This is a genomic window from Psychrobacter sp. R86515 (genome assembly GCF_042466315.1).
Classification (GTDB): domain Bacteria; phylum Pseudomonadota; class Gammaproteobacteria; order Pseudomonadales; family Moraxellaceae; genus Psychrobacter.
The window spans coordinates 2893742-2916202 of sequence record NZ_JAXHCC010000001.1; the positions used below are offsets into that span (position 1 = coordinate 2893742).

Consider the following 22461-nt stretch of genomic DNA (forward strand, 5'->3'; position numbering starts at 1 on the left):
CTTTAGTCAGGCAGCAATGCCTGACAGGATTAAATTATCATAATACCGCTTTTCAAATTCAAAAGGTGACACATATCCAATCGTGCTATGCAGTCGTGTTTTGTTAAACCAATCGACCCATTCAAGGGTTGCTAGTTCAACATCGTTCACACCAGACCAGCTCTCTTTCAAATAATGAATGACCTCAGACTTATAAAGCCCAGTGCATTGTCGTATGAATCACCTGTAGTGCCAACAGAGGCAATCACACCGCAGTCAGCCATTTTATCAGTATAGCGAATGGATAAATACTGAACCCCTCGATCACTGTGATGAATCACATCTTTGGGATAGTTTCTATCTGCTATTGCTTGATTTAACGCCGCCATCACCATATCTGTGTTCATACGATTAGATACTTTCCAGCCCACAATAGCGCGAGCAAACACATCAATAATAAAAGCGGTATACACCCAGCCGCTTATCGTCTTGATATAAGTAAAGTCTGCCACCCAGAGCTGGTTAGGGCGATGAGCGCTAAAGTTACGATTAACTAGGTCATCAGCACGCTTTTGATCATCACGGCTGTGAGTTGTTATTTTACCCTTACCGCGCCAGACACCTTGTAGGCCATGCTGTCTCATTAAACGCTCTATGGTACAACGAGCAACCTTTAACCCGTCAGCTTTCATCTGCTGCCATACTTTACGCGCACCGTAACGGCATTTGCTGTCCTGCCAGATACGTTTAATCTCGCTGATGTAAAAGTCGTCATGTTGACTGCGCAGTGAGCGCTTGTCAGGGCACTCTTCTAAGTCTTTAGCACGGTGATAGGTTGATGGGGCAATCGGTAATACTCTACAGATCAGCTCGACCCCATAATTATTCTTATGATCGTCGATGAATTGAATCATGATTTTAGTCAGCGGTCGAGCTCCGCCTGGGCGAAAAAAGCAGCAGCCTTACGTATAATCTCATTGGCTTGCTTGAGCTCTTTATTCTCGCGTTCAAGCTCTTTAATACGTTGCTCTTGGCTTTGGGCTTGCACTGAGGCAGGAATAGTTTGATCTATGTGCTTTTTATGCCATGACCGCAGGGTTTCAGGCGTACAGCCAATCTTAGGTGCAATTGCTTGAATAGCTGACCAGGTGGAGGGATAGTCGCTTAATGCTTCAATCAGCATGCGAACGGCGCGGTCTTTAATCTCGGGGGTGTAGTGTCGTGTTTTCATCGTTGTATTCTCTCAGAATGTTGAGTCTCCGACAATCCCGGGGCGGTTCAGTATAGGTATTAACACTTTTAGACCTTGGCGCGACTGGTTAAACAAGAACTGCTGTAAATCAATATCATCGCTAAAATGTATTTGGTTACGACTGTTCTTGCGTACGAACTCTGTCCAGTATTGCTGACATAGCTTATTAATTATTTTACTAAAGCGTGTAAAACAGTATGCAATGCCAGGCTTTAAAGTTACTACCTTTGATTTTGAGTCATAAACATATAAGAACTCACGACTAACTTTGTCTTCCGCACTTTGCAGATACCTTGCAGGGTACTTTTTGATAGTCGAGGAAATATCTTTGATAGTGGATTGCCATAGTTTGATATTTTGTGTGTGAGCTATAGCCAGACTGGTTGTCTTAGTTTTATGCTGCAAACCTAGAATGCTATTAATAACACTAGCCTGACCTGTTGTACTGCTTTGTCTGAGTACAGAATCACTACTTTGATCTGAGTATGGTAATGCTTGTGTCCAGTAAAGCTGTATAAATTGCTCTGCTAACTGCTCATAAGAAATACTGTGTTCACTGTCATTATTAATTCCAGACTCTATAGACAGATTAACCATTGCCATTAATAAGGCAAATTTATAGGTTGATGTGTAGGAGCTAGATTCAAGTAGCCATTGAATGCGTCTTAAAAAGTTGAGCTGGAATTCTGCCATAGGCACTATAATAATCCTTTAAAAATACAGTAGCTCATCATAATAAAATTAGTACTTATGCTATCAAAAATTTCTATATCAAGTTGGTAGAGCCTCATCAAATACGAGTTCTTGGGACTGTCTATCCTAGATTATTCTTCTTATGTACAACAGCACTTACAGTAATACTTAATTAGCTCAGTTGTTATAGACTCTGCCCTACACGCAGAATGTCGGCAGTTCTAAGTCATCATTTACCATTCTTTTAGCATAATGGGAAAAGATGCTAAAAACGACCTAAGCAGATTTATGAAGGAAATCAGTATGAACTACAATTTCAAACTTGAGATAAAGACGGGAACCTTTCTATCCATTTACCCGTGATTACTTTATCAGTTTCAATACAAAATGGTATGGCCCATATTCTCAACTCTTCTGCTAAATAAAAGCATTCCAAAGGTGTTTCGAACTGATGATACTTAGGATAAATAAGCATCATGTCCCCATACCCGTTCAAATATTTATGACCATAAGCAAATAACTGATAAATATCCGACTGACTGATATTGAAATTGTTATCACTGTCATTGAAGCTTATTAACTTCCATTTGGTATCGAGTACATGGTAATTTTTCCTTTCTTTACTGATTACTAGATCAGGCCTTAATTGAAATCGCGATTTTAAATTTTCTTGGTCATTCACCATATGCTTATCAGAAGCTTGTGTTGTTAGTTGCCAAGGTGCTTCGATATCTCTTCGTAGACAGCTTGCTACATACTTTTCGAACAAAATTTCCATTGGGAATAACAGTGCAATACCTCGGTGCTCTCCCTTTTGAAAGTTTGGATTAAGCTTTTCAAGTATTAGTTGGCACCATGGCTTTATAGAACGGTAAGATTGTAATATTTTAATATCTGACCACTTGTGCATTGAGTTTAGAGGCTCTCTAAGACTCGTTATAGGTTCTAAGATGTGTGATAGCTCATTAGCCAGTCGCCAGTTCTCAGAACTCCTACAGTGCTGCTTTACGTAATCCAATGCCGTTTTAATTAATTGGTTCTCAAGCCGATTGGGATGATAGACATCGTGACGAATATGAAAAAGATGAGCTCTACCAACCGTTTGTCTTTGTTGAACTGCAATATCAAGCTGGCCACGAATAAACCTACTTTCTTCTTCGATTCTTTGATAGTCAAATCTGAGCCCAGAAGCTACCAACTCCTTTAACAGATATAAAAATTGGTAGTATATCCACTCATGAATAGGTAGATTCATTCGATTGAGGCTAGCAGATTGAGCCTCTTTATAGGATAGATTTAAGACGGAGCTTAGCATTTTACATAAAACCGATCTGCTCTTGTCTGGCTCTTGAGCACCTAATCCTGTCTTTGGCAGTATCTCAATACCTTCACCACAAGGACTTTCTAAATAACCTACGTAAGAATGTAACTGTAAGTATTGTGGGCGCTTATAAGTAATAAACCGCCCATAATTCTCTTTTTCACTTAATTCCACTAACCAATCAAATGTTTCTTGCTTGATAATAGCTAAATCTAAGCTAGGACATGCTGTTTTATCTGTAGTCAGTTGAGCATACTCTCTAACTTGAATCATGCTTCGCCATCCGAAGATTTAGGCTGAGTTTGATTTAGAATTTTCCTATAGGATTCAGGGTTGTTAAAAGCAGTCTCATTGATAAGATAACGACGATCGTTTAGACCTTTAATACTACTATGGAATAACTCGCTAACGGTCGGAGTTATCGCCCCAGTTTGAACAAACTGTTCTGATGTATATTTACTAGGATCATTCAACACCCAGCCAATACGCTCCCAATCTGAAAAGAAATACTCCTGCAGTAACGGGACAATCCGTCTCTTGAAAATGTTACCTAATTCAATTTCTTTTTCGTCATCTGAACCCAAGTCTTTCAAAGACCAAAAATATGAGTGTCCTATGGTGTGTTCACGATCTAGCAGGACTTCAATACGCTGATTCATTACTGTCAATATTTCAGATATAGCGATGCCATGAACTTCTATATCATCTAAAAGTTCAGGCTTAGGTAGTAGCTCAATAAAATCAAAACGGCGACGTAATGCCAAATCTAGCTGTGCAAGAGATTTATCAGCGGTGTTCATAGTACCTAGTACGTAAAGATTTGAGGGCACTGAGAACGGTAATTTCGAATAAGGCAGTATAACTTCGCGTACATCGGAGCCACCTTTACGCTTATCAGGCTCAAGTAATGTAATAAGCTCACCGAAGATACGAGATATATTGCCACGGTTGATCTCATCAATGATAATCAAATGCGGTAACTCTCTAGAATTAGTAGTAGGCTCTGGAGTAAGCAATTGCTTTAACTTTTCTCGATTAATGGTTGTATTACGTAACTGATAAATAGTCATTTGAGACAATGATTTATCAAATAAACGCTCTTTTGGTAGACTCGGGCTATAAATACGCAGCCACTTAACCTTTCTTAATTGCTGAAAACCAGAGCGTTCTTTTGTATCTAAAAATTCATAGTCGTCTGTAACCTCGGCAATAGCACGGAACTTATGGTTACCATCAGATATGATTACTAGATCACCAATACTAACTGCATTTTTGAAAGTATTAACAGCTGTAGCTTTATAATTATTAGGATCATCAGCTAAAGAAATGTTATGCGATTGCTCTATCTTTGCAACTATTTCTTTACGACTACTACAGTTCGAAAAGTCGATGTCATCACCCCAACCTAGAAGCACATAATTGTTATCAATGCATTCATTAAATATCTCATTTTCATCGGAAATATTAGTATTTCCTAAGGAAAGCTTCCATATGTTTTTACCTTCAATATTGACTGCTTGTGTATAGCCTGTCTGCTCTGTTGTTCTAGCATTAGTACATAATTGCTTGAAAATACCATCAACCACTTCGTAGCTAATATTTGAACTCCCATCTATTCCTTCTACAACTATAGGTCTAATACCTTCAACGAAATCTTCATAAGAAAAGCTTTGATGAAAGGTAGTAAATGCAATACGACCTTTATCCGTTAATTCGTCATACTTAGCTTTTAAACGCTCTCTTCTCTCTGATTCATCTAGATGATCATTATTAAAATCACAATACCAATCGGGAGCAGCGCACTGTACAGCGAGTTCTGTAGTACAGTAGGTCTTACCTGTTCCAGGTGGACCGTAGACGATACGATTAAGCGCTTCATTATCAAACATGCTTATCGTTAGTTCGTCTAATTCTTCGTTGGTATCGTTGTAGATAGATATTCTGCTTGGCTTAATACCTAATTTTTCACTGTAAAGCACAGACATAAACTCATGGGGAGTGATGTCTAAATCATGTTCCCTGTTAATAGTTTGGTATATATCGGTAAGCATCAATAAGCGTCGGATGACTTGATTATAAGGTGGTATTCTTGGCTCTGGAACATCAAATGCTTTCAGGAAGTGCTCGATATGGTCAGTAGAAGAAATTGGCAAGATAGTATCTGGATTGTATATAGATATTAAACGCGCACGACGTCCTGCTCCCATAACACATCTAGGCTTTACACCTGCGCGATCATATACCTCGTTATCTTGGTCAATCCAAGTGATATCAGCGTTAACGTCAGCATCGATTATCACTTGATGTACCTTAAGCACATAATTTAAAGCATCATCGTCATTTAGGTCACTCAAGCTTTGATGCTTATATAGTGTTCCGTCTTTCTTCAAATAAAGTAGATGCCCTTTCGCCGTGCCCGGTATATAACGACCAAATATAGGCTGTAGCCCACGCTCTATCCATCGACAGTAATTATCTGTGATAGATCCATGACCTAAGCAGTATTGCTCCCGAGTTAATTCAGTTATTTTATTTTTTGGAAACTTACTTAAAAACTCTTTATAAAGCTCTTCAACGCCTTCTGGCCTACTTGTAATCGCATCGTCTTGGCTTAACTCAATAATCTTCGATACTAAATCACTATCTATTTTTGTTGTATCCATACTGTTGTTTCCTCTAAAAAACTCAAAAAATATAACTAAAAAACAGCTTATAAAGCATTTAATCGAAAATAAAAATTTTCTCGGCACTAACCCAGTGGAGATTGAAGCTACTATTTGTCAATATTATTAAGCCACTAATGGCATACACATAATAGGAGCGACACGATGAGTAATTCTAATAAAGCAAAGCCAACTTCGAACCAAGGCAACGGCGGAAACTGGCCAACTAAAAATGGTTCAAGCAATTCGTCAGGATCAAATCGCGGAAATGCTAAACCCAAATAAAATTAATCATATCAATATGAGGAAGGTAGGTGTAGGTTTTCCTACATCTACTTGGAATAATATGAGATATTCAAGTAATAAGGATTTTAACAAACGAGTTCGAAATTTAATTAAGCAAGGATGGGAGTTTCAGCGCCGTCGTAAACATTGTCAATTGGTAGCGCCTAATAAAAAAAGCATGACTTTTTCGCACTCTCCAAGTGATTATCGAGCTTATCAGAATTTCTTAAATGACATTAAAAATATACAAAGAGGATATTTCGAATGACTAATGAATATTACCCTTCGACTCCTTACTTTCTACCTGCAGAGATAGTAAGAGCGATTGCTAGAGCGATTGACAGTAAAAATGATAACGCCTCATTAGACAGTAAATGTAAAGATTTATATTTAAGTAGAAGTGAGCTTGATGCACTTATCGAGGAACATATTTATAAACCAATTGCGAAACTCAAACTTAAAAAGTCAATTGAAAATGAAATAAAAGCTTTAGTAGCTCAAGTGTTCGATAACTACTTGCAAGTTGTTGCAAACTATAGCTTAGGAGAATGGACTAGAGATGATACAGGAGCTTGGATTATTGAGGTATTCTTCTGCCCGTATATGATGAAAGCCATTCATTTGTTGGGTAAGAGAACAAAGCCGTTTCAAAAATCAGATTATCTGGAGCTAATAGTAGCTGAGTCGTCATGTATAGACATTGCTTTAAATATTATAGAGAAAAGAGTCGAAGGCTGGCAGGAATTCTATAGAAAACTGGCTAAAACTGAAAAAGATAAAATAACCTCGTGGCGTCGTGGTGAAAGCCTACCTAGTTTCTATAGTCTTTATAACCTTTGTAATTCTTATAATAAAGATACTTCCAAAAACATACTTTTATTCCTAATAGCGGCCAGAGCGATTGACTACTTTAAGATAACGTATGGATCTAACGCATTAATGCAATATGTCGATGAACCTGAGTTATTAGAAGATTTCATTGACTACTTCAAATATAAAGTTTGCGACCTGCTGGATAGAAATTTGCAATATGCCGCTTATGCAAATCAAACTGAAAAACCAGTAACTCAAATGTCTAGTATAATCTCAATGTATCTAGTAAAAATCTTGAGAGAGTTTGCAGATGGTAATTTAAAGCAATCTAAAGAAACTTTCGTTAAAGCATTTGATTTAAGCTTATACCGGTCTGGTCCTATGTGTGAAAAGGTTATCGAGGTTGGTCTCGTTATCGCTAGCTGGCAAGAGACACCTGATATGAACTTAATATCAAAGCTAAAAAGTATTCAAAACTTGTATGGCTATACTTTACCTACGATAGTGACTGAGGATACCAAACGCAAGAAGGAAAACCTAGTCGAGGACTGGGAGATCAATATGTGGCGGAGCAATGCGCAAAGGGTATTCAGTCACTTTAAAGTTGAACTACCCGAAAAATATACTGTGTACTCATCGGTTCTACCTGTATATTTAGATGCAAAAGAACTAAAGCTTGATCTTAAAAAACCTAATAAGAAAGTAAAGCTAAATGACAGTAGCAAGGTCCATAGAGATAAGAATAAGAAGAAGCAAGTAACGACACAGCTCATCTGGAATACGTTGCTTGAAGACCTAGGTGCTGTTAATAAACTCTTGCAAGCTGGTGCTGACATCAATATCCTCTCTGATAACAATGAATCAGCTTTATTGATTGCTTTGCAGTATATGAATTTAACTGAGCTTCATGAACCAGACGATAGCTTTTATCGAGCGCTTAAAGATTTGAGCTACACACCAAAAACGATTAATGCAATGACCTCCAAAAAGCATCTTTTACCATTATTAAGTGCAGTGCAGACAGGACGACTTGAGATCGTTGAACATATTGTAAACTTAGGGGCAGATGTCAATCAAAAAGGTGGTGGCAGCCATCTAGACGCCCTAACCATGTGTATATCTCTAATCGGAACAATTAAGAACTCAAAACTACAACTTAATCAGTTTGACATGATGGCTAAGATGGCTAAAGACCCAAAAGTCTTAATAGAAAAAATGAGCGACTTTGAGTTTTCTACCTTCATCAGAGATACACAAGGTAGTTTTGGTATTAATAGACAGCAAGTGAAACGCTATCTTGCCCAAAGTAGGGGAAGTTCGGATGCAATGGCTATTCTTAAAGATGTATCTAAATTTTTCCAAGAGAAAATTCAGGCAAACTACGAGTTATTCGATTTGAGCGAAATGCGAAAAATAGCAAAGCTACTAATTGATCGAGGTGCAAATCCTAGCGCTAGATATGACTGGCATGGCATCGACGGGTACACTCCATTCTTATTAGCTTGTGAGATTAATGAAGCTGAACTGGTCTCTTATATGTTGGATAACGCTAATGAGTACTCAAAATATGACATTATTAATACGGCATATAGAGATCGTAGAGATGGTCAAGCAGTTGGCTATGAGAGAGTTTGTAAGTATTTTAAAGCTGACGATGTATTGGAGGTTATAGATAGACATTTTACTTTAGAGAGTAGTGATAAAGTGAATTAACTTCATTAGTGTAACCTTTTAATATAACCTGATAGCTATAGGAAAGTATTCTCGCTTTCAGGTTATATTAGCTCAAATCTACGTATATGAATCTATGGTACACATTCAATGACTGTAGTCTTTCCGTCATTGTATATTCTAAGTTTAGGCTCCATCATCCCGGTTCCATAGTCGTAGACTATAAACTCAGGCTGAAATCTATCTACAGCTTGGCCAATATATACACAGGCCGCATTTGAGGCACAAACTAATAGATGTACTTTTTTGATACCATGCATTTGATTCAAGTTAGTAAAAATCTCCTTAAGTCTATTAGCTAGTTTCTCACCCTCAAGTGGATGCGCTATTGCGCCATTACCGTATCCGTAACTCTGAGGAGGATATATATTTATTACTGGAAGCTTGTTTTGGGCTTGCTGATAAAGATGGTCAATTGTTGCATCAATCATTTCAGCATCTGCAGTTAGTTTGACGCTAACAATAACCTCTGATTGCTCTGGGTCAATCTTCGGCTCATCTATAATGAATGCATCTTCTCTAGGCTGCACACCTGGCCACATCCAACTACTAGCATCTCTATAGCGCAACATAGGCATTAATTTGGATTTATTACCAAACTTCGCGCCAAAACCTATTAAAGCAAAAGTTGGTCCCAAAGCAAATACAGCTGCGCTACTACCATTAGCCCATGACTTTATTTGGCTAACGGAGTTTCCTATATGCTCTGAGCATCTTCTATGGAACTCTTGGGTGCTATTTCTTGAATCAGGAACACCAAAATCTAGTGTTGTTAAATCTTGTTTAGCTCTATGACGCACTACACTTAATGAATTAGCAATGGAAATATCGTTTGGCTTTTCTATATCCTGACCATTTACACCCCAAGGAATAAAATATATTGGAACGGGTGCATAACTTAAAGATTCAAGTAGTTTGTTAGATAAAATAATGTGATTTTCACGCATTTTTTCTAAGATTTGAGCTGGATAATCTAAATTGGCGACTCGATCTACGAGACGATGATGTACATCACATAGTAAAAGAACATTGCTTGGATCGTCTGATAAATTAGCTGACAAATAAAACACTCCTCTAGGGCCACTCTCAGAAGCTGCAATATTATGAGCCATGTAACCGAAGTTACCTCTATGCCCAGTCAGAGAATCAAAATCTAATCTTGTACCACAACCAGAAAACATACAGCGACCATGACTATCTTCCATTACTAGACGCTTAGTATTCTGAGTAAACTTATTTCCTCTTCCTGTAACTTTTTCCCAACCTAAATTCCAACGCTCAAATAACTTAGTAATTTCATTAAATTTCATTTTTTTTGAGCTAATAGTTTCATCTTTCCATAGCAAGCTCATACGTTCCAAAGATTGAATTTCCTCCAAATTAAAATCTTCTTTTATAGAAGCTTTGAATATAATCTTAAGTGTATAGCTCTCACTTAAATAACTAATCAGTTGCTCGTTTCGATTTCCTTGAAATGAAAATCTAAATACATTGATTAAGGCATTATCATTGAAGAGTAGAGCCAAAAGGTTATGACCCATTGCATCTGAAAATAAACCAATATAATCCCACTGCAATCCTTCACTTTTAATATGAACCAGATATTGTTTGGCTGAGTCAAGATCAGTAAATATAGTCTTGTTTACGGCTTGATCATGTGGGATCTGAGTTCCTGCAGATGGATTATTTGTAGTCATTATTTAATTGTCCAATTCAGTAGAAAAAGGTAAATAGCCTAGAAATATTTTAGAGTTTTGAGAGTAGGCAATCCAAAAGCCAATATGACTAGTACCAACGATGACATACAAAATGCGTTCTGATAGGTATTTAGAGCTAGTGAATTGACTAGCTAAATCATTTAAGTCGGTATTAGATGGATTAGGTTTTGGCTCAGGGTGTGTATGCCATAACCCTACCAGACCGCCATAACCTTTGGTGTCTTTCCAATATTTTTTGAGAGCTTTATTGTGAGATTTGGAACGAAAGAAAGTGGTGCGAGTACGCTTGTCTCTGAACATGGGCATCGTTAAGTTGTCTACCAGTATCGTATGACTATCTGGATAATAGCTACCTAATAATATACCGCCTGCTTCCTTGGATTTGGCTCGTGATTGTCTAAAATCAAACCATGTGGCTATGACAGACTCTGCTATTGCGCCATCGTATGCTTTATCATTTTCCTTCCATACGATGCGGTTATTTAGGTACTGCAACATGAGCAACCTGCCACTTTAATAGTATTTAAAGGCTGTGAGTAGTAGCCACCATTTTGTAGAGCCAATGTATGATGTTTAGTGGCCTTCAAGTTATAGTTGGTCGGTAACTTATTGGTAGCGCACCACGACTGTAATCCTACTTTATTCTCGATTACATATTCAGCCATTATTACTGCTGTTTTCATAGCATGGACTGAACCATATGCTGTGAACGCTCCAGCGCATCCAGTAATATTTTTTGATAAAACTATGCCAGAAGGATTACTAAACAAACTGGTCTTTATATAATTTGAAGGATTGCCATCGTCATCATAGTAGAGGCATTTTAAACAGCCATCCTCATTGCTTTTGAATCCTAGAATATGACCACCCAACCCGTAAGCCTCTAGCCAACCAGATACAACTTGGACATTCGCCTCGTAAGTATATAAGCGCCGGCATACCTCTAGTTCTGTTGGAGGATGACCAGTAGCTAACACTATGGAATGTATTTCAGATAGCTGTTCATTATTTTGACGAATGAGCCAGTTTAAAATATTAGCCTTGTATGCTACTACTTCTAGCTCAGGGATGTTTTGCTGAAGACGATTTTTGAGGGCACTAACCTTAGACTGGTTGACATCTTGTACTCCAAGGTAATGCCGCATAATGTTGTCGGTTTTCATATCATCATAATCAACCAGTATTAATTTATCGACGTCTGACTCAGCCAGTATCTCTGCAACTCTTGACCCAACTGAACCGCATCCGGCTATCACAACAGTTTTCTTACTTGAAAATTGAGACTCCATGCCAGTACGATTAAGTAAATACTCGCGCCAACCGCGCTGTAAGGTTTGAATCTTAAAATTGCGATATTTATTCGAAGCCATATCCTGATAATAGGAGATGACCAAGTAAGTATGCATTTTAGGCGTAGGTATCTCTAAGAGAACGATTTTAAACTTACTTTTCTTATTTAAGCTGTCTAACTGTTGGGTACTGAAGTTTAAGGTTTGTTGTTCCCACCAGTGTTCATCAAAGGATGTGAAAAGATTAGGAATAACAAAATCCTCGATACGAGGCAGGATTATTTTAGTTACTTTTATAGCAGTGTAAGGGTTGGATCTAGGTGGATGTTGACTAGCTCCGTCAACTAAGTATTTGATATGATGACACTGAGGTGTATTACGTTGTTTCGTAAGATTAATACACCATGCATATAAGCTGTCAGACTGATTTGGATTATGCGTCGCAATAACAATAGGGTCATCCAATACGACTGTTTGATTGTAACCATCGATCTCTTCGTATAAAGCCTCTCTGTTTCCAGCACTGTACGATTCAAGGGCATTCGTCAGAATGCTTATAGCCGTATCTACAGCATATTTGAAGAGGCCAAATAAGTCAGCGCTATCAAACATCTCACCTTGATGATCTGTGACACATATCAAGCCGTTATTACTCACATGATCTAACGCTGGCAAGTTGCACTGAGCAACTGATACTGTCGGCAAAGATAACCAACGCTTTTGATCAACATATTTGACTGATAAAGGAACTGACTGACCATGAATATTTAAATCAAAGCCGATGGCTATAAAACCATCCTTTTTATCATAGCTCTCAATGCTTTTACCACCAAGAGATTGAATATAATTTTTGAAGCTTTGCTGTATGCCATCGCTGATTTTCATAACATTACCTATGCTGATGAGCCAGTACTCACATACGGTGCTTCACTACTTCTTTTGGCTTTATCAGTTTTGGCTACTACTGGAAAGTCATCACCAAAAAATTTTCTTAATGTCTTACTGGCCTCATGCGCATCTGGCTCATCGACAGCTGACTGTAAATTATCCCTTAGTGTCTCAAAACGTTCCTTGATAGTAGCCATGTCTTCATCACTGACAGACTTCAGTAAATCGCCACCAGGTGTTATAGGCAGATTAATGCTGAGACGACCAAAGTAATCAAAATTATTCAAGATAGTTTTGACCAAGCTTAATAGAACTTCTCCATCATTTTTAACTTCTACTTCGGGCTCTAACCAATGATATGCTGCCATGGTCAGCCCAATGCTATGAATCCCAACAGATTTATGATGACGCCATCTCTTTAAGTAGCGTACGCATCTACGAAACTGTTTACGTTGATCAGAACCGTTATTTTCATAGGTATCATTACCTTTGTATAAGCCATTAATTATTGAATTGATACCTTCAGGATCCGCTGCCTGCCAAACTCGCTTATCTTCAGCTAACCCTTTTCTACCTTTAGCTAGATAGTATGTATCATCGTATGCGTTGCTAGACTTAGCATAGATTGGCAAATCAACATGATAATCTGGTTTGCCATTTTTCATGTATGTCACTGTCACACATGAACGACTCACTTCTACAGTCCGGTTATTGTGTTTTATACAGTCTGCGACTAACTCTTTTAATTCGACCGGTTTATAGTCTTCTTTATGGCAGTCAAGAAGCACGCCAACATCAATATCATAATCACCGTCTCTTATAGGTTGGATACCTGTATTTAAAGCATAGCTTCCTTGATTAAAGCTTCTTTCATACTGAGGATAACCATCGTCTTTTCTTTCCGCCAGTTTACTCTTAAGCTTATCGATGATTAGGTCGCGTTTTTCACGTAAAAAGCCGTTCTCTTCGTAAGTGCCTAATTTAATAGCATCATGAAACTCTAAGAACTGCTTCTGCAAATTTGCCATATTACACCTCTCAACAATTATTAAGTTTTAATAGTTATAGAATATATCAAGTCTCTATAGCCATTGATAGATATAAACCATAACAAACGACATTGTGTGTCGTAAGGAGTAGGACTAATTGCAATGCCAACCTAAGCACTCATAACGAGCTACTAATATTATCTAAAAAATTACAAGTATTTTTATCTAATACTCTTGAACCGCTTTCATGATAGATAGTTATAGTTCTGAATAGTTTATTTCTCATACCTACTTAAAACGCATCTAACCTCCTTAGGTTACATGCGACAGCTAACCCGTCTCCAATCAAATCAAGCCTGAAAAATATCCAATAACTCCTTCTCAAAAGTCCTATTTGGAGGCGCGGCTAATGTGCAGACTCTCTAATTAAGCACTGACAGTAACTATATCCTCATAACTAAAAAATATGATGCTAACCCTACATAGTACTCGGCATTAACACTATATTTAGGGCTTTGGTTTTTACTTAGATGCTGTTATTAATGTTAGGGCTTATTAAGAAGGTGGCAGTACTTGCAAGTACTCGCCCATTGTAACTCTGGCTAAGATAAAGAAAATTATATACTATAGTTCGTTTATTTACCTACTACTTAGAAGCTAAAAGCATGTCAGACCTACCCGATTTTATCCAGCCTACTTCTTTTTCACCTTCCAGAATATCCGGGCAGATAGGCCCTCAAAACAACCATAACGATATACCTGATCCCATTAATAGCGCACTTCCACCTACATCAGATATCCAAAAATCAAGACCGAGTAGCTTACCGGAGTTTCTACGTCTCAATGCAACGAAGTATATAGATGAGTTAACAGCGGTTCAGAGTGCTTTTGAACTACTCTCAAAGTTGAACCCACAACAAACTCTATGGCTTGATTTGGAAATCAACCCCGAAAACGAGACATTGATAGATGGTGCTTTCTTAATCAACGACTACTATTGGCACTTTAGTGCTCAGCAATTTCGACAGCAGTCGGATGTCGTTTATGAGCTATTGAATAAAGCTGATTTTTTAGGTGGCCACCATTTAATTGAGTTTGATCTACCTCACCTATATTCGCTATTAAACGATACATTATCAACCACTAGCTATAAACACACGCTATTAACAAGCCAGCTTGACGGTTCTGACAAACTGCGTCGATGGCAAGCGAAAGCTTGGGATACACTGATACTGAGCTGCCTATTTATTCCGCACCAGCCTAGCCACGCCTTAGCTAAGCTCTACAAAGCCAATGTCGATTATAATAACCCAGTCCTTGACTGCTTAGAAAGTCGCTGTGTATTTGGGCTTTGCACACAGGCGTGGCAAATCCTACCTACCAATATGCAAATATTACTGCACAAGCTATTACCACAGCTTTTGCATTTACATACGCTCAGCCGTCAAAGCTACTTTGCTATAGATGAAGATAATATCTTTGATATAGAAACTATCTTTGATGACTTACCAGCAGGAAATCGAACTGATCTTATCAACCTATTAGAAAGTTGTATGGGCAATACTCATATAAGCAATGATGATAAAGAGCACTCAACATTATGGCAACATCTTGGTTTAGCCACCTTTATTAACTGGCTAAGATATTTTGATAAGCCACAAGCACGCCGTCCAGTTTGGCTTACCAAGCACCCTTTCCACAGACATAGTTTTAGCCAAGCTGAAAATACTTTTTGGCATTTGCATGAGCCGAGTGAAGATTGGATTAATCAACAGTCTCATCACTTTTTTGGATTTGAGCATTTGCGTGAAGGACAGATGTCTATTGTCAAAGCAGTGCTGGTGAATAAAGACATTCCTCTTGGCATATTACCAACAGGTGGCGGTAAAAGCTTGACCTTCCAGCTACCTGCACTGATATTAAGTAGGTACCAACGTCAGCTGACCGTAGTGATATCGCCTTTAAAGGCATTAATCGAAGACCAAGTTGTCAACTTGCATACTGATTTGCCAGACTACGCCAATCGTATTGCTTATCTGACTTCAGGGCAGTCCATAGAAACCCAAAAAGACATCTTAGACGGTATTTGGCAAGGCGATATCGATATTATTTATATGAGTCCAGAACGACTACGTACACATAGTATTCGTCAACTACTCAAAAATCGCCCACCAGCATTTTGGGTGTTAGATGAGGCCCATACTCTTAGCCAATGGGGCACTGATTTTCGGCCAGACTTTTTGCGTATCGCCGATCACATGATGGCGTGTTATAGCGACGAGCTTCGAGAACACTTTACAAAGCAGCTTGAGCGCCAAAGCGATATTAAAGAGGGTAAGCTTCAGCTTGATATGTTAGAAGTGATATCTGATCAGGACGATACTAACGCATCTAGAACAAATATTAGCAGTAACACGTCGGAATTCTTACCACCTACCATAAGCTTAGTGACTGCTACAGCCTCTACACGTGTCAAAGATGATTTAGAAAGTGAGCTGGTAGATAAGCTTACTGCCTTAACTGACAATAAAACTTTGGTGCAATATGGCACCCCTATCGAAAGCCTTAAGATTTGGCGTGACGATATTACTGCGCATTTTATAGAAGCAGCCAAGGACGAGCGTGAAGCTCATATCTATAAAATTATAAATGAGCGCAAAGTTTGGTACGAAAACCAATATCCAGAACATCCTGAAAAAGGCGTGTCAATAGTTTATCTGCGTAACCGTAAAGGCTGTGATCAATATGCTGACGATTTCGCCAAAAAAGGCTTAGTGTCCGCCGCCTATCATTCTAAATTAAATGAGGGGCAAAAAAAGAATGTACTTGAAAAATTCAAAAATGATGAACTAGACGTGGTGGTCTGTACCAATGCTTTTGGCATGGGCATCGATAAAGAAGGCATCCATACCGTTATTCATAGTGGGCCGCCGAATAATCTTGAGTCGTATATTCAAGAGATTGGCCGTGCAGCACGTAAGTCCTACGAGGTCGGCGCAGCATATATGCTATGGGGTCAAAGAGATATTGAAGCTTTGTTTTTCCAAGAGCGTGAGTCACGCATACCAAATACAAATACCTTAAGAGACTGTTGGACAGCCATACGTCCAGCTCTCAGTAAACCCACGCAAGATCAATGGTTCCCTAGCAGTGTACTAGCGCCCATACTTGCACCAGATGACGAGACTGAACAACTTAATACCCAAGTAAGAGTGGCTTTATTGGCGCTCGAGCGTTACGGATTGCTGACTGAAAAAGACCAGCAACCGGCTTGGATCAGTATCAAACTCTCAAGCCAACCGCCTGCCAGCCAACATACTAATATGTCTAAGCTCTATGCTCAATTACAGCAGCTTGCGGATGATACCTTAAACACGGCGACAACAAACATAGTTAGTGCTAGTGCTCAGAATAGCAGTGACGAAGGCTCTAACAACGATAACAATACTGGTCTGACTCGCTATCATTTGCCTGAATTGGCACTGGCACTTGGCTATTCTGTTAAGTCACTATTAAAAGGGCTACGTGAGTTGGTCAATCAAGGTCATGCTCAGTGGCAAGTTGTAGTGCGTGTACGACTAAAATATACACACCGTTATTTAAAAGGTGAACTTAATCGCTTAAGCCGTATTATTACTGCTTTAGAGGAATGTCTAAATAGCAGTTATGGCGCGCTAAATGGCACTGAAGCGATAGAAATGCAAGGCACCACCCAGCTCAATACCAAGGCACTCGACAACTGGCTGATTCAGCAGCGCCATAATTTATCTAGTAAACGTCATATTTTACCTATGTTTCGAGCACTAGGTATCTTAAAAACGCGCAATCATGGTACGACCCAAGTGTTTGTCTCCTCCACAAATAGGACTAAGTTATGGCAAATTGATGAGGATCTGCTAGACAATTGGGAGAGCTGGGTTCGCTATGCAAAATTGCTCGTAGCAAATTTGACACCTTTATATGAAGAGCATCTGCTACCTGCCCTACCTGATAAAAAAGATGGTGATGGTAAAGAATTTAATCTAGATACTTTAGCCCAGAAGCTACAGCGTGATCCTGATACTATCTTGACCCAACTTGAGCAGTTACAGCGCTTAGAGCTGATTGAGCTTAGCCGCTTAGACGATACGCAAGATGCTATTTTCTTTATTGGTAAACACCGAAAATCCACTTCAAAGTATCATGAAAACGCCTATCAGTATTTACAAAGCCATTATCAGGACCGCTGCGCTCGTATTCATATGCTGAGCTTTTGGCTACAGGCAGATACTGATGTCCAAAAAGCGTTGATTGAGGACTACTTTACTAAGCCGCTATCTGAGGTCATTGAAACCTATATTAACGACGCTATTGATGTGCATAAACCTTATATCAAAGATTATGAAAAAGAGATTTTGCCTAAATATTTTAGTGACACTCAAGTACAAATTATCAAAGAAACAAGCCGTGCGGCCATGGTACTGGCTGGTCCAGGATCTGGAAAAACCACCGTGGTGGTACATAGAGTCGCTTATCTATTAATGATAGAAGAAATCAAACCTGAGAAAATTTTGATATTGGCTTATAACCGTTTGGCAGTAGCCGAACTAAGATCGCGCTTACTGGCTTTGATTGGTTATCATGCGATCAATGTTACCATTCAGACATTCCATGGGCTGGCACGGCAAATCACAGGACTGAGTGAAAAAGACGCACCCGATGCCGCGCTTGATGAGATTGCCACGCGCATTGAGCATTTAAACCAAGAGAAAAACTTACAAAAGCGCCGTGATAATGCTCGCTATCAGTGGATGATTGAGCAGGCCATCAGTCAACTACAAGAGCGGCCACAACACTTTCAGTACATCATGGTCGATGAGTTTCAAGATATCGATGAATATCAATATCAAATGATTGGGCTATTAGCAGATCTACAAACACAAGATGACAATAATAGCGACACCAATGATAGCTATATTGCTATAGATGCTGATAGTGATGCTACTGATGATAACTTTGAGCAGCGCGGCTATTTGATGGTGGTTGGTGACGACGACCAAAACCTATACGCCTTTCGTGGCGCTAGCATTCAATATATCCAGCAGTTTGCAGACAACTACCATGTTAATACTGAGCAAAAATACTATCTGCTCAATAACTATCGTAGTGCTAATAATATAGTCGAGCTTGCCAATGAATTTATAGCTACTACATTGCCAAGTAGTGAGCGTCTAAAGCAGGCTGAGCATAGCATCAAGGCAACTAAACCCTATCCTAGTAGTCCTATTCGCTATAGCTACTACCAGCAGACCAAAGGCGTTGACATGGCAGCATGGATCGCGTCTGATATTGAGCAGCGCTTAGCAAGTAATGAACAAAAAAATGCAGCGCCAGAAACCATAGCCGTACTAGCCCCTAAATGGTCATATTTTGATGCCATACAGCATTACTTGGAAGCTCTAAATATTAGTAGTCAGCGCTATAATGAAAATGAGCAAGTTACTCCCATAAATAGCTTTATAGGACAAGCGCTATTTAAAGATTTGAGCGCGAAACGTTTAGACTTTATTGAGGGTAATGTTGCTAAATTTTTGGAATGCTGGCGGGTCAAGCAAGGCTTAAACCATTTAGATAAAGCTTGGGAGGCAATTATTAGTTGCACTCAAGATATGGAAAACGTGACTTATGAGCAGGTATTACAAACGATAGAGTCTATTCTATACGATGATAAAACACAGGTTATATTAATCACTTATCATAGTGCGAAAGGGATGGAGTTTGATCATGTTTATGTCATTGATGATCAACTCTTAAACTCATCTTCAAACGTTCAGGCAGATCATAGTCATGATAGACCGTTATATGTAGCACTGACGCGGGCAAAGCAAACTTTGAGCTTACTACTCCATCATAAAACGCATCACCCAACTTTAGCTAAAACATTACTTACTCATGCTGAGCAAATTGATTTGCCTGCTGTTAGTCCACCTTCAATGCTAACTTTTCATCGATTTATGCGTTTGGATGAGCTGGTCTTGACGTCGCGCGCACTAGTTAATGATGCAGGCCGCAAGTTTGTAGAACAGACTTTTTGCCGTGATAGTTGGACGAAAGCGAGAGATGATATTTTAGGATTGTTTGATGTCGCTTGCTATAGACAAGATAGGAAAAGCGATGGCTTTTACTCAGCTAAAGGCCAACAAATTGCTCAGTTCTCAACAGCTTTTTCTAAAGAATATTCTTCTCAAGGGCAAGGTAATCAACATCTATTGATGGCTGGCTTTACGACTACCCTATTTTATCAGCAGGATATCTCTTGGTATGAAAGAGCTGGTTATTATGGCAATGAGAGTAGTCATTATCTGATTGTGCCTTATGTTCAATTTAATGTGCAGTGTAGGTAATGAGCTATTCTGAAGAAACCGTACAAGTAAACTTGGTAAACTAAGCGTATTAATCGGAGTTTATCATAACCGAGAAAATAAGAAGCTACAGTGACGAATTTAAAGCCGAGGCCGTCAAGAAGATAGCGGATAATAACGGCAATATCTCAGCGACTGCAGAGCAGCTTGGCATCGCCATGCAAACCTTATCGAACTGGAACAACAAAGCCAATCAAGGCAAGCTTGTCGGCACAGAACAATATGATCCTGATCTTATGACGGCTCTTCAGGAAATAAAGCAGCTCAAACGACAGCTTAAAGTAGCCGAAGAGAAACGAGAGATATTAAAAAAGGCGACGGCGTACTTTGCAAAGCACAGTTAGTCAGGTACGCCTTTATCAAAGATAACCAGTACTTCTTTAGCATCACCACTATGTGCCGCATGCTAAGTGTTAAACCATCAAGTTATTACGACTGGCTGAGTCGTGATATCAGTGACCAACAGATACATCGTAATCATTCTGAGCTACTGGTTAGGGCCGCTCACAGTGAAACTCGTGAGTGCTATGGTGTTGAGCGACTGCATGCAAAGCTCATAGAGCAAGGCCATGACATTAGCTTGTACATGGTCAGACGTATCAAAGAAGAACATGGCATCAAATGCCCTCGCCACAAACGCTTTAAAATCACTACGGACTCAAACCATAATAAAATGGTTCCAAACGTGTTGGATCAGCAGTTCGATGCTAAGCGTCCTAATGAGTCTTGGTCAGTGACATCACCTATATCTGGACAAGCGAGGGTTAGCTATACTTAGTAGAAGTAAAAGATTTATACACCAAAGAGCTAGTCGGGTATGCCATCAACAAACGCATGACGGCAGATCTAGTTTGCAATGCATTAAACATGGCGATCAAAAACAAACGACCAGGCCAAGGGCTGATTGTACATTCTGATAGAGGCAGCCAGTACTGCAGCCATGCCTACCATAAGATTATCAAACAGCATCATTTTAAAAGTTCAATGAGTGGTAAGGGCAATTGCTATGATAATGCGCCAATAGAAAGCCGCTGGGGCATGTTGAGGAACGAATTAGTGTATCAGCAAGACTATAAGACCAGATTTGCTGCTATTACCGATATCATCAAATATATCGAGCTGTACTACAATCAGACTAGAATCCAAAAGGGTTTGCGCTATAAACCGCCAAGACAAATGTAGTTTGATTATTATCGTCAGGCTGCGTAATTAAAATTTCCCAAGTTTAGTTCTACGGGATTGACAACAGGGTTCAGGTCTCTTACATTATAGTCGAAGGGCGTTACGCATATAAACAATATTAGGTACTAAAACTTGAATTTTTTACCACATTGAGAGATTGTCCCTTGATGCTTCAATTAAAATTTGAACGAACTCAACTTCTAGTTATCATCTAAAAAAGCTCCTTGTCATGCATGTTATTACGTTAAATAAGCTCTTAACTTAACCGGATAGGTATTATGAAACCATCAGAAGCTATTAACTATATCTTATCAAACTTTGAAAATGAATTTTTTAAAGAATATCGTAAAGTTGAGGCCGTATTTATGGATTTGTGTATAGATGCTAAATACACTCAAGAGGTTAACACATTATTAGTAGCAGCAAAGATGAGAGTTCCTAGTAGAATGCTAGAAATCGGTAGAGTTGATAGTTTTTTTGAGCAAAACTCAATAGCAAAAATGATTGAAGACTATGGTGTTAGGAGAGATCTAGCATTTCAGGCAATTTACACGTGGTCAAATATTATACATAGTACTAAATCACATGAAAAGAAGCGTAGTACCTTAAAAGAACTGGAGAATGCTGCAGCTAAAGGAAATAAAGAAAGACAATTTGAGTTAGGAAAAGCTTATTTAAAAGGTTTTATAGTACAAGAAGATTCTAAAGAGGTTATAGAAAAAGACTTAAGAAAAGCCTTTGATTATTTTATGATGTCTGCAAAATCCAATCATGCGGAGGCAAAAAACTACGTCGGGCTTTGTTATGATCAAGGGATAGGAGTTAGCAGAAATTATAAGGAAGCAAAGAATTTCTATGAGCAGTCTTCAAAACAAGGTAATCTAAATGCATTATACAACCTGGCTAATTGTTATGAATATGGACTTGGTATAGAACAAAATGAATCAAAGGCTTTTGAAAACTATAAAAAACTATACAAACAGGATTTTGTTGAAGCAATATACAAAATGGCCTGGTTTTACGAAAATGGTATTTCCGTAAGTGTAGATAAAAGACGTGCTTTAGCACTATATAAGGAAGCAGCAGAGAAAGGTTCAAGCCAAGCACAATACTATTTAGCTCAAAGCTACCAATATCCTACCAATGGCAATCCTAATATAGATGAAGCTAAAAAGTGGTATTATTTAGCAGCTAAAAACAAACATCCTGAAGCAAACTTTCATTTATCTCAACTGTAAGATTGTGAAAATAATGATA

At 38.7% G+C, this 22461-nt stretch carries 10 protein-coding genes, 2 pseudogenes and 1 other annotated feature; of the genes and pseudogenes, 4 read left to right on the forward strand and 8 right to left on the reverse strand.

The features are described 5' to 3' along the window. Window positions 1-6: 6 nt before the first annotated feature. The 4 genes and pseudogenes from SJY28_RS11855 to SJY28_RS11870 form a co-directional block, all read right to left on the reverse strand. Window positions 7-1210 (reverse strand): annotated as a pseudogene (locus SJY28_RS11855) (IS3 family transposase). Beyond that, window positions 819-935: a sequence feature (AL1L pseudoknot), on the reverse strand. Its footprint overlaps the pseudogene before it by 117 nt. Window positions 1211-1222: 12 nt before the next feature. Further along, a complete protein-coding gene (locus SJY28_RS11860; protein ID WP_379544598.1) occupies window positions 1223-1924 on the reverse strand; it encodes a hypothetical protein in 702 nt (233 codons plus the stop codon). 316 nt (window positions 1925-2240) lie between these two features. After that, entirely contained in the window at window positions 2241-3518 is a 1278-nt protein-coding gene (locus tag SJY28_RS11865) for an McrC family protein (protein ID WP_379544599.1), read from the reverse strand. Next, on the reverse strand, window positions 3515-5908 hold the full coding sequence (locus tag SJY28_RS11870) for an AAA family ATPase (RefSeq protein WP_379544600.1): 2394 nt from the start codon (window positions 5906-5908) through the stop codon (window positions 3515-3517). The genes SJY28_RS11865 and SJY28_RS11870 overlap by 4 nt, the downstream gene beginning before the upstream one ends. A gap of 549 nt (window positions 5909-6457) precedes the next feature. Here SJY28_RS11870 and SJY28_RS11875 point away from each other — a divergent pair. Beyond that, window positions 6458-8719, forward strand: coding sequence for a hypothetical protein (locus SJY28_RS11875; protein WP_379544601.1), 2262 nt, complete (start codon window positions 6458-6460; stop codon window positions 8717-8719). Window positions 8720-8811: 92 nt separating this feature from the next. On the opposite strand, the gene SJY28_RS11880 is transcribed toward SJY28_RS11875, so the two are convergent. Genes SJY28_RS11880 through SJY28_RS11895 form a run of 4 tightly spaced genes read right to left on the reverse strand, consistent with a single transcriptional unit; the run spans window position 8812 to window position 13660 of the window. Next, window positions 8812-10434 carry an SAVED domain-containing protein gene (locus SJY28_RS11880; protein WP_379544602.1) on the reverse strand — a complete coding sequence of 541 codons (1623 nt, stop codon included), beginning with the start codon at window positions 10432-10434 and terminating at the stop codon, window positions 8812-8814. A gap of 3 nt (window positions 10435-10437) precedes the next feature. Then, window positions 10438-10953, reverse strand: coding sequence for a Mov34/MPN/PAD-1 family protein (locus tag SJY28_RS11885; RefSeq protein WP_379544603.1), 516 nt, complete (start codon window positions 10951-10953; stop codon window positions 10438-10440). Continuing rightward, window positions 10938-12629, reverse strand: a complete 1692-nt coding sequence (locus tag SJY28_RS11890) for a ThiF family adenylyltransferase (protein ID WP_379544604.1) — start codon at window positions 12627-12629, stop codon at window positions 10938-10940. The genes SJY28_RS11885 and SJY28_RS11890 overlap by 16 nt, the downstream gene beginning before the upstream one ends. A gap of 8 nt (window positions 12630-12637) precedes the next feature. Beyond that, entirely contained in the window at window positions 12638-13660 is a 1023-nt protein-coding gene (locus tag SJY28_RS11895; protein WP_379544605.1) for a cyclic GMP-AMP synthase DncV-like nucleotidyltransferase, read from the reverse strand. Between the two features lie 626 nt (window positions 13661-14286). On the opposite strand from SJY28_RS11895, the gene SJY28_RS11900 reads away from it, so the two are divergent. The 3 genes and pseudogenes from SJY28_RS11900 (at window position 14287) to SJY28_RS11910 (ending at window position 22442) form a co-directional block, all read left to right on the forward strand. Further along, window positions 14287-20004: a UvrD-helicase domain-containing protein gene (locus tag SJY28_RS11900; RefSeq protein WP_379544606.1), complete on the forward strand. Its 5718-nt coding sequence runs from the start codon at window positions 14287-14289 to the stop codon at window positions 20002-20004. Window positions 20005-20069: 65 nt separating this feature from the next. Beyond that, window positions 20070-21204 (forward strand): annotated as a pseudogene (locus SJY28_RS11905) (IS3 family transposase). Between the two features lie 278 nt (window positions 21205-21482). Further along, window positions 21483-22442, forward strand: coding sequence for a tetratricopeptide repeat protein (locus tag SJY28_RS11910; protein WP_379544607.1), 960 nt, complete (start codon window positions 21483-21485; stop codon window positions 22440-22442). Window positions 22443-22461: the final 19 nt, after the last annotated feature.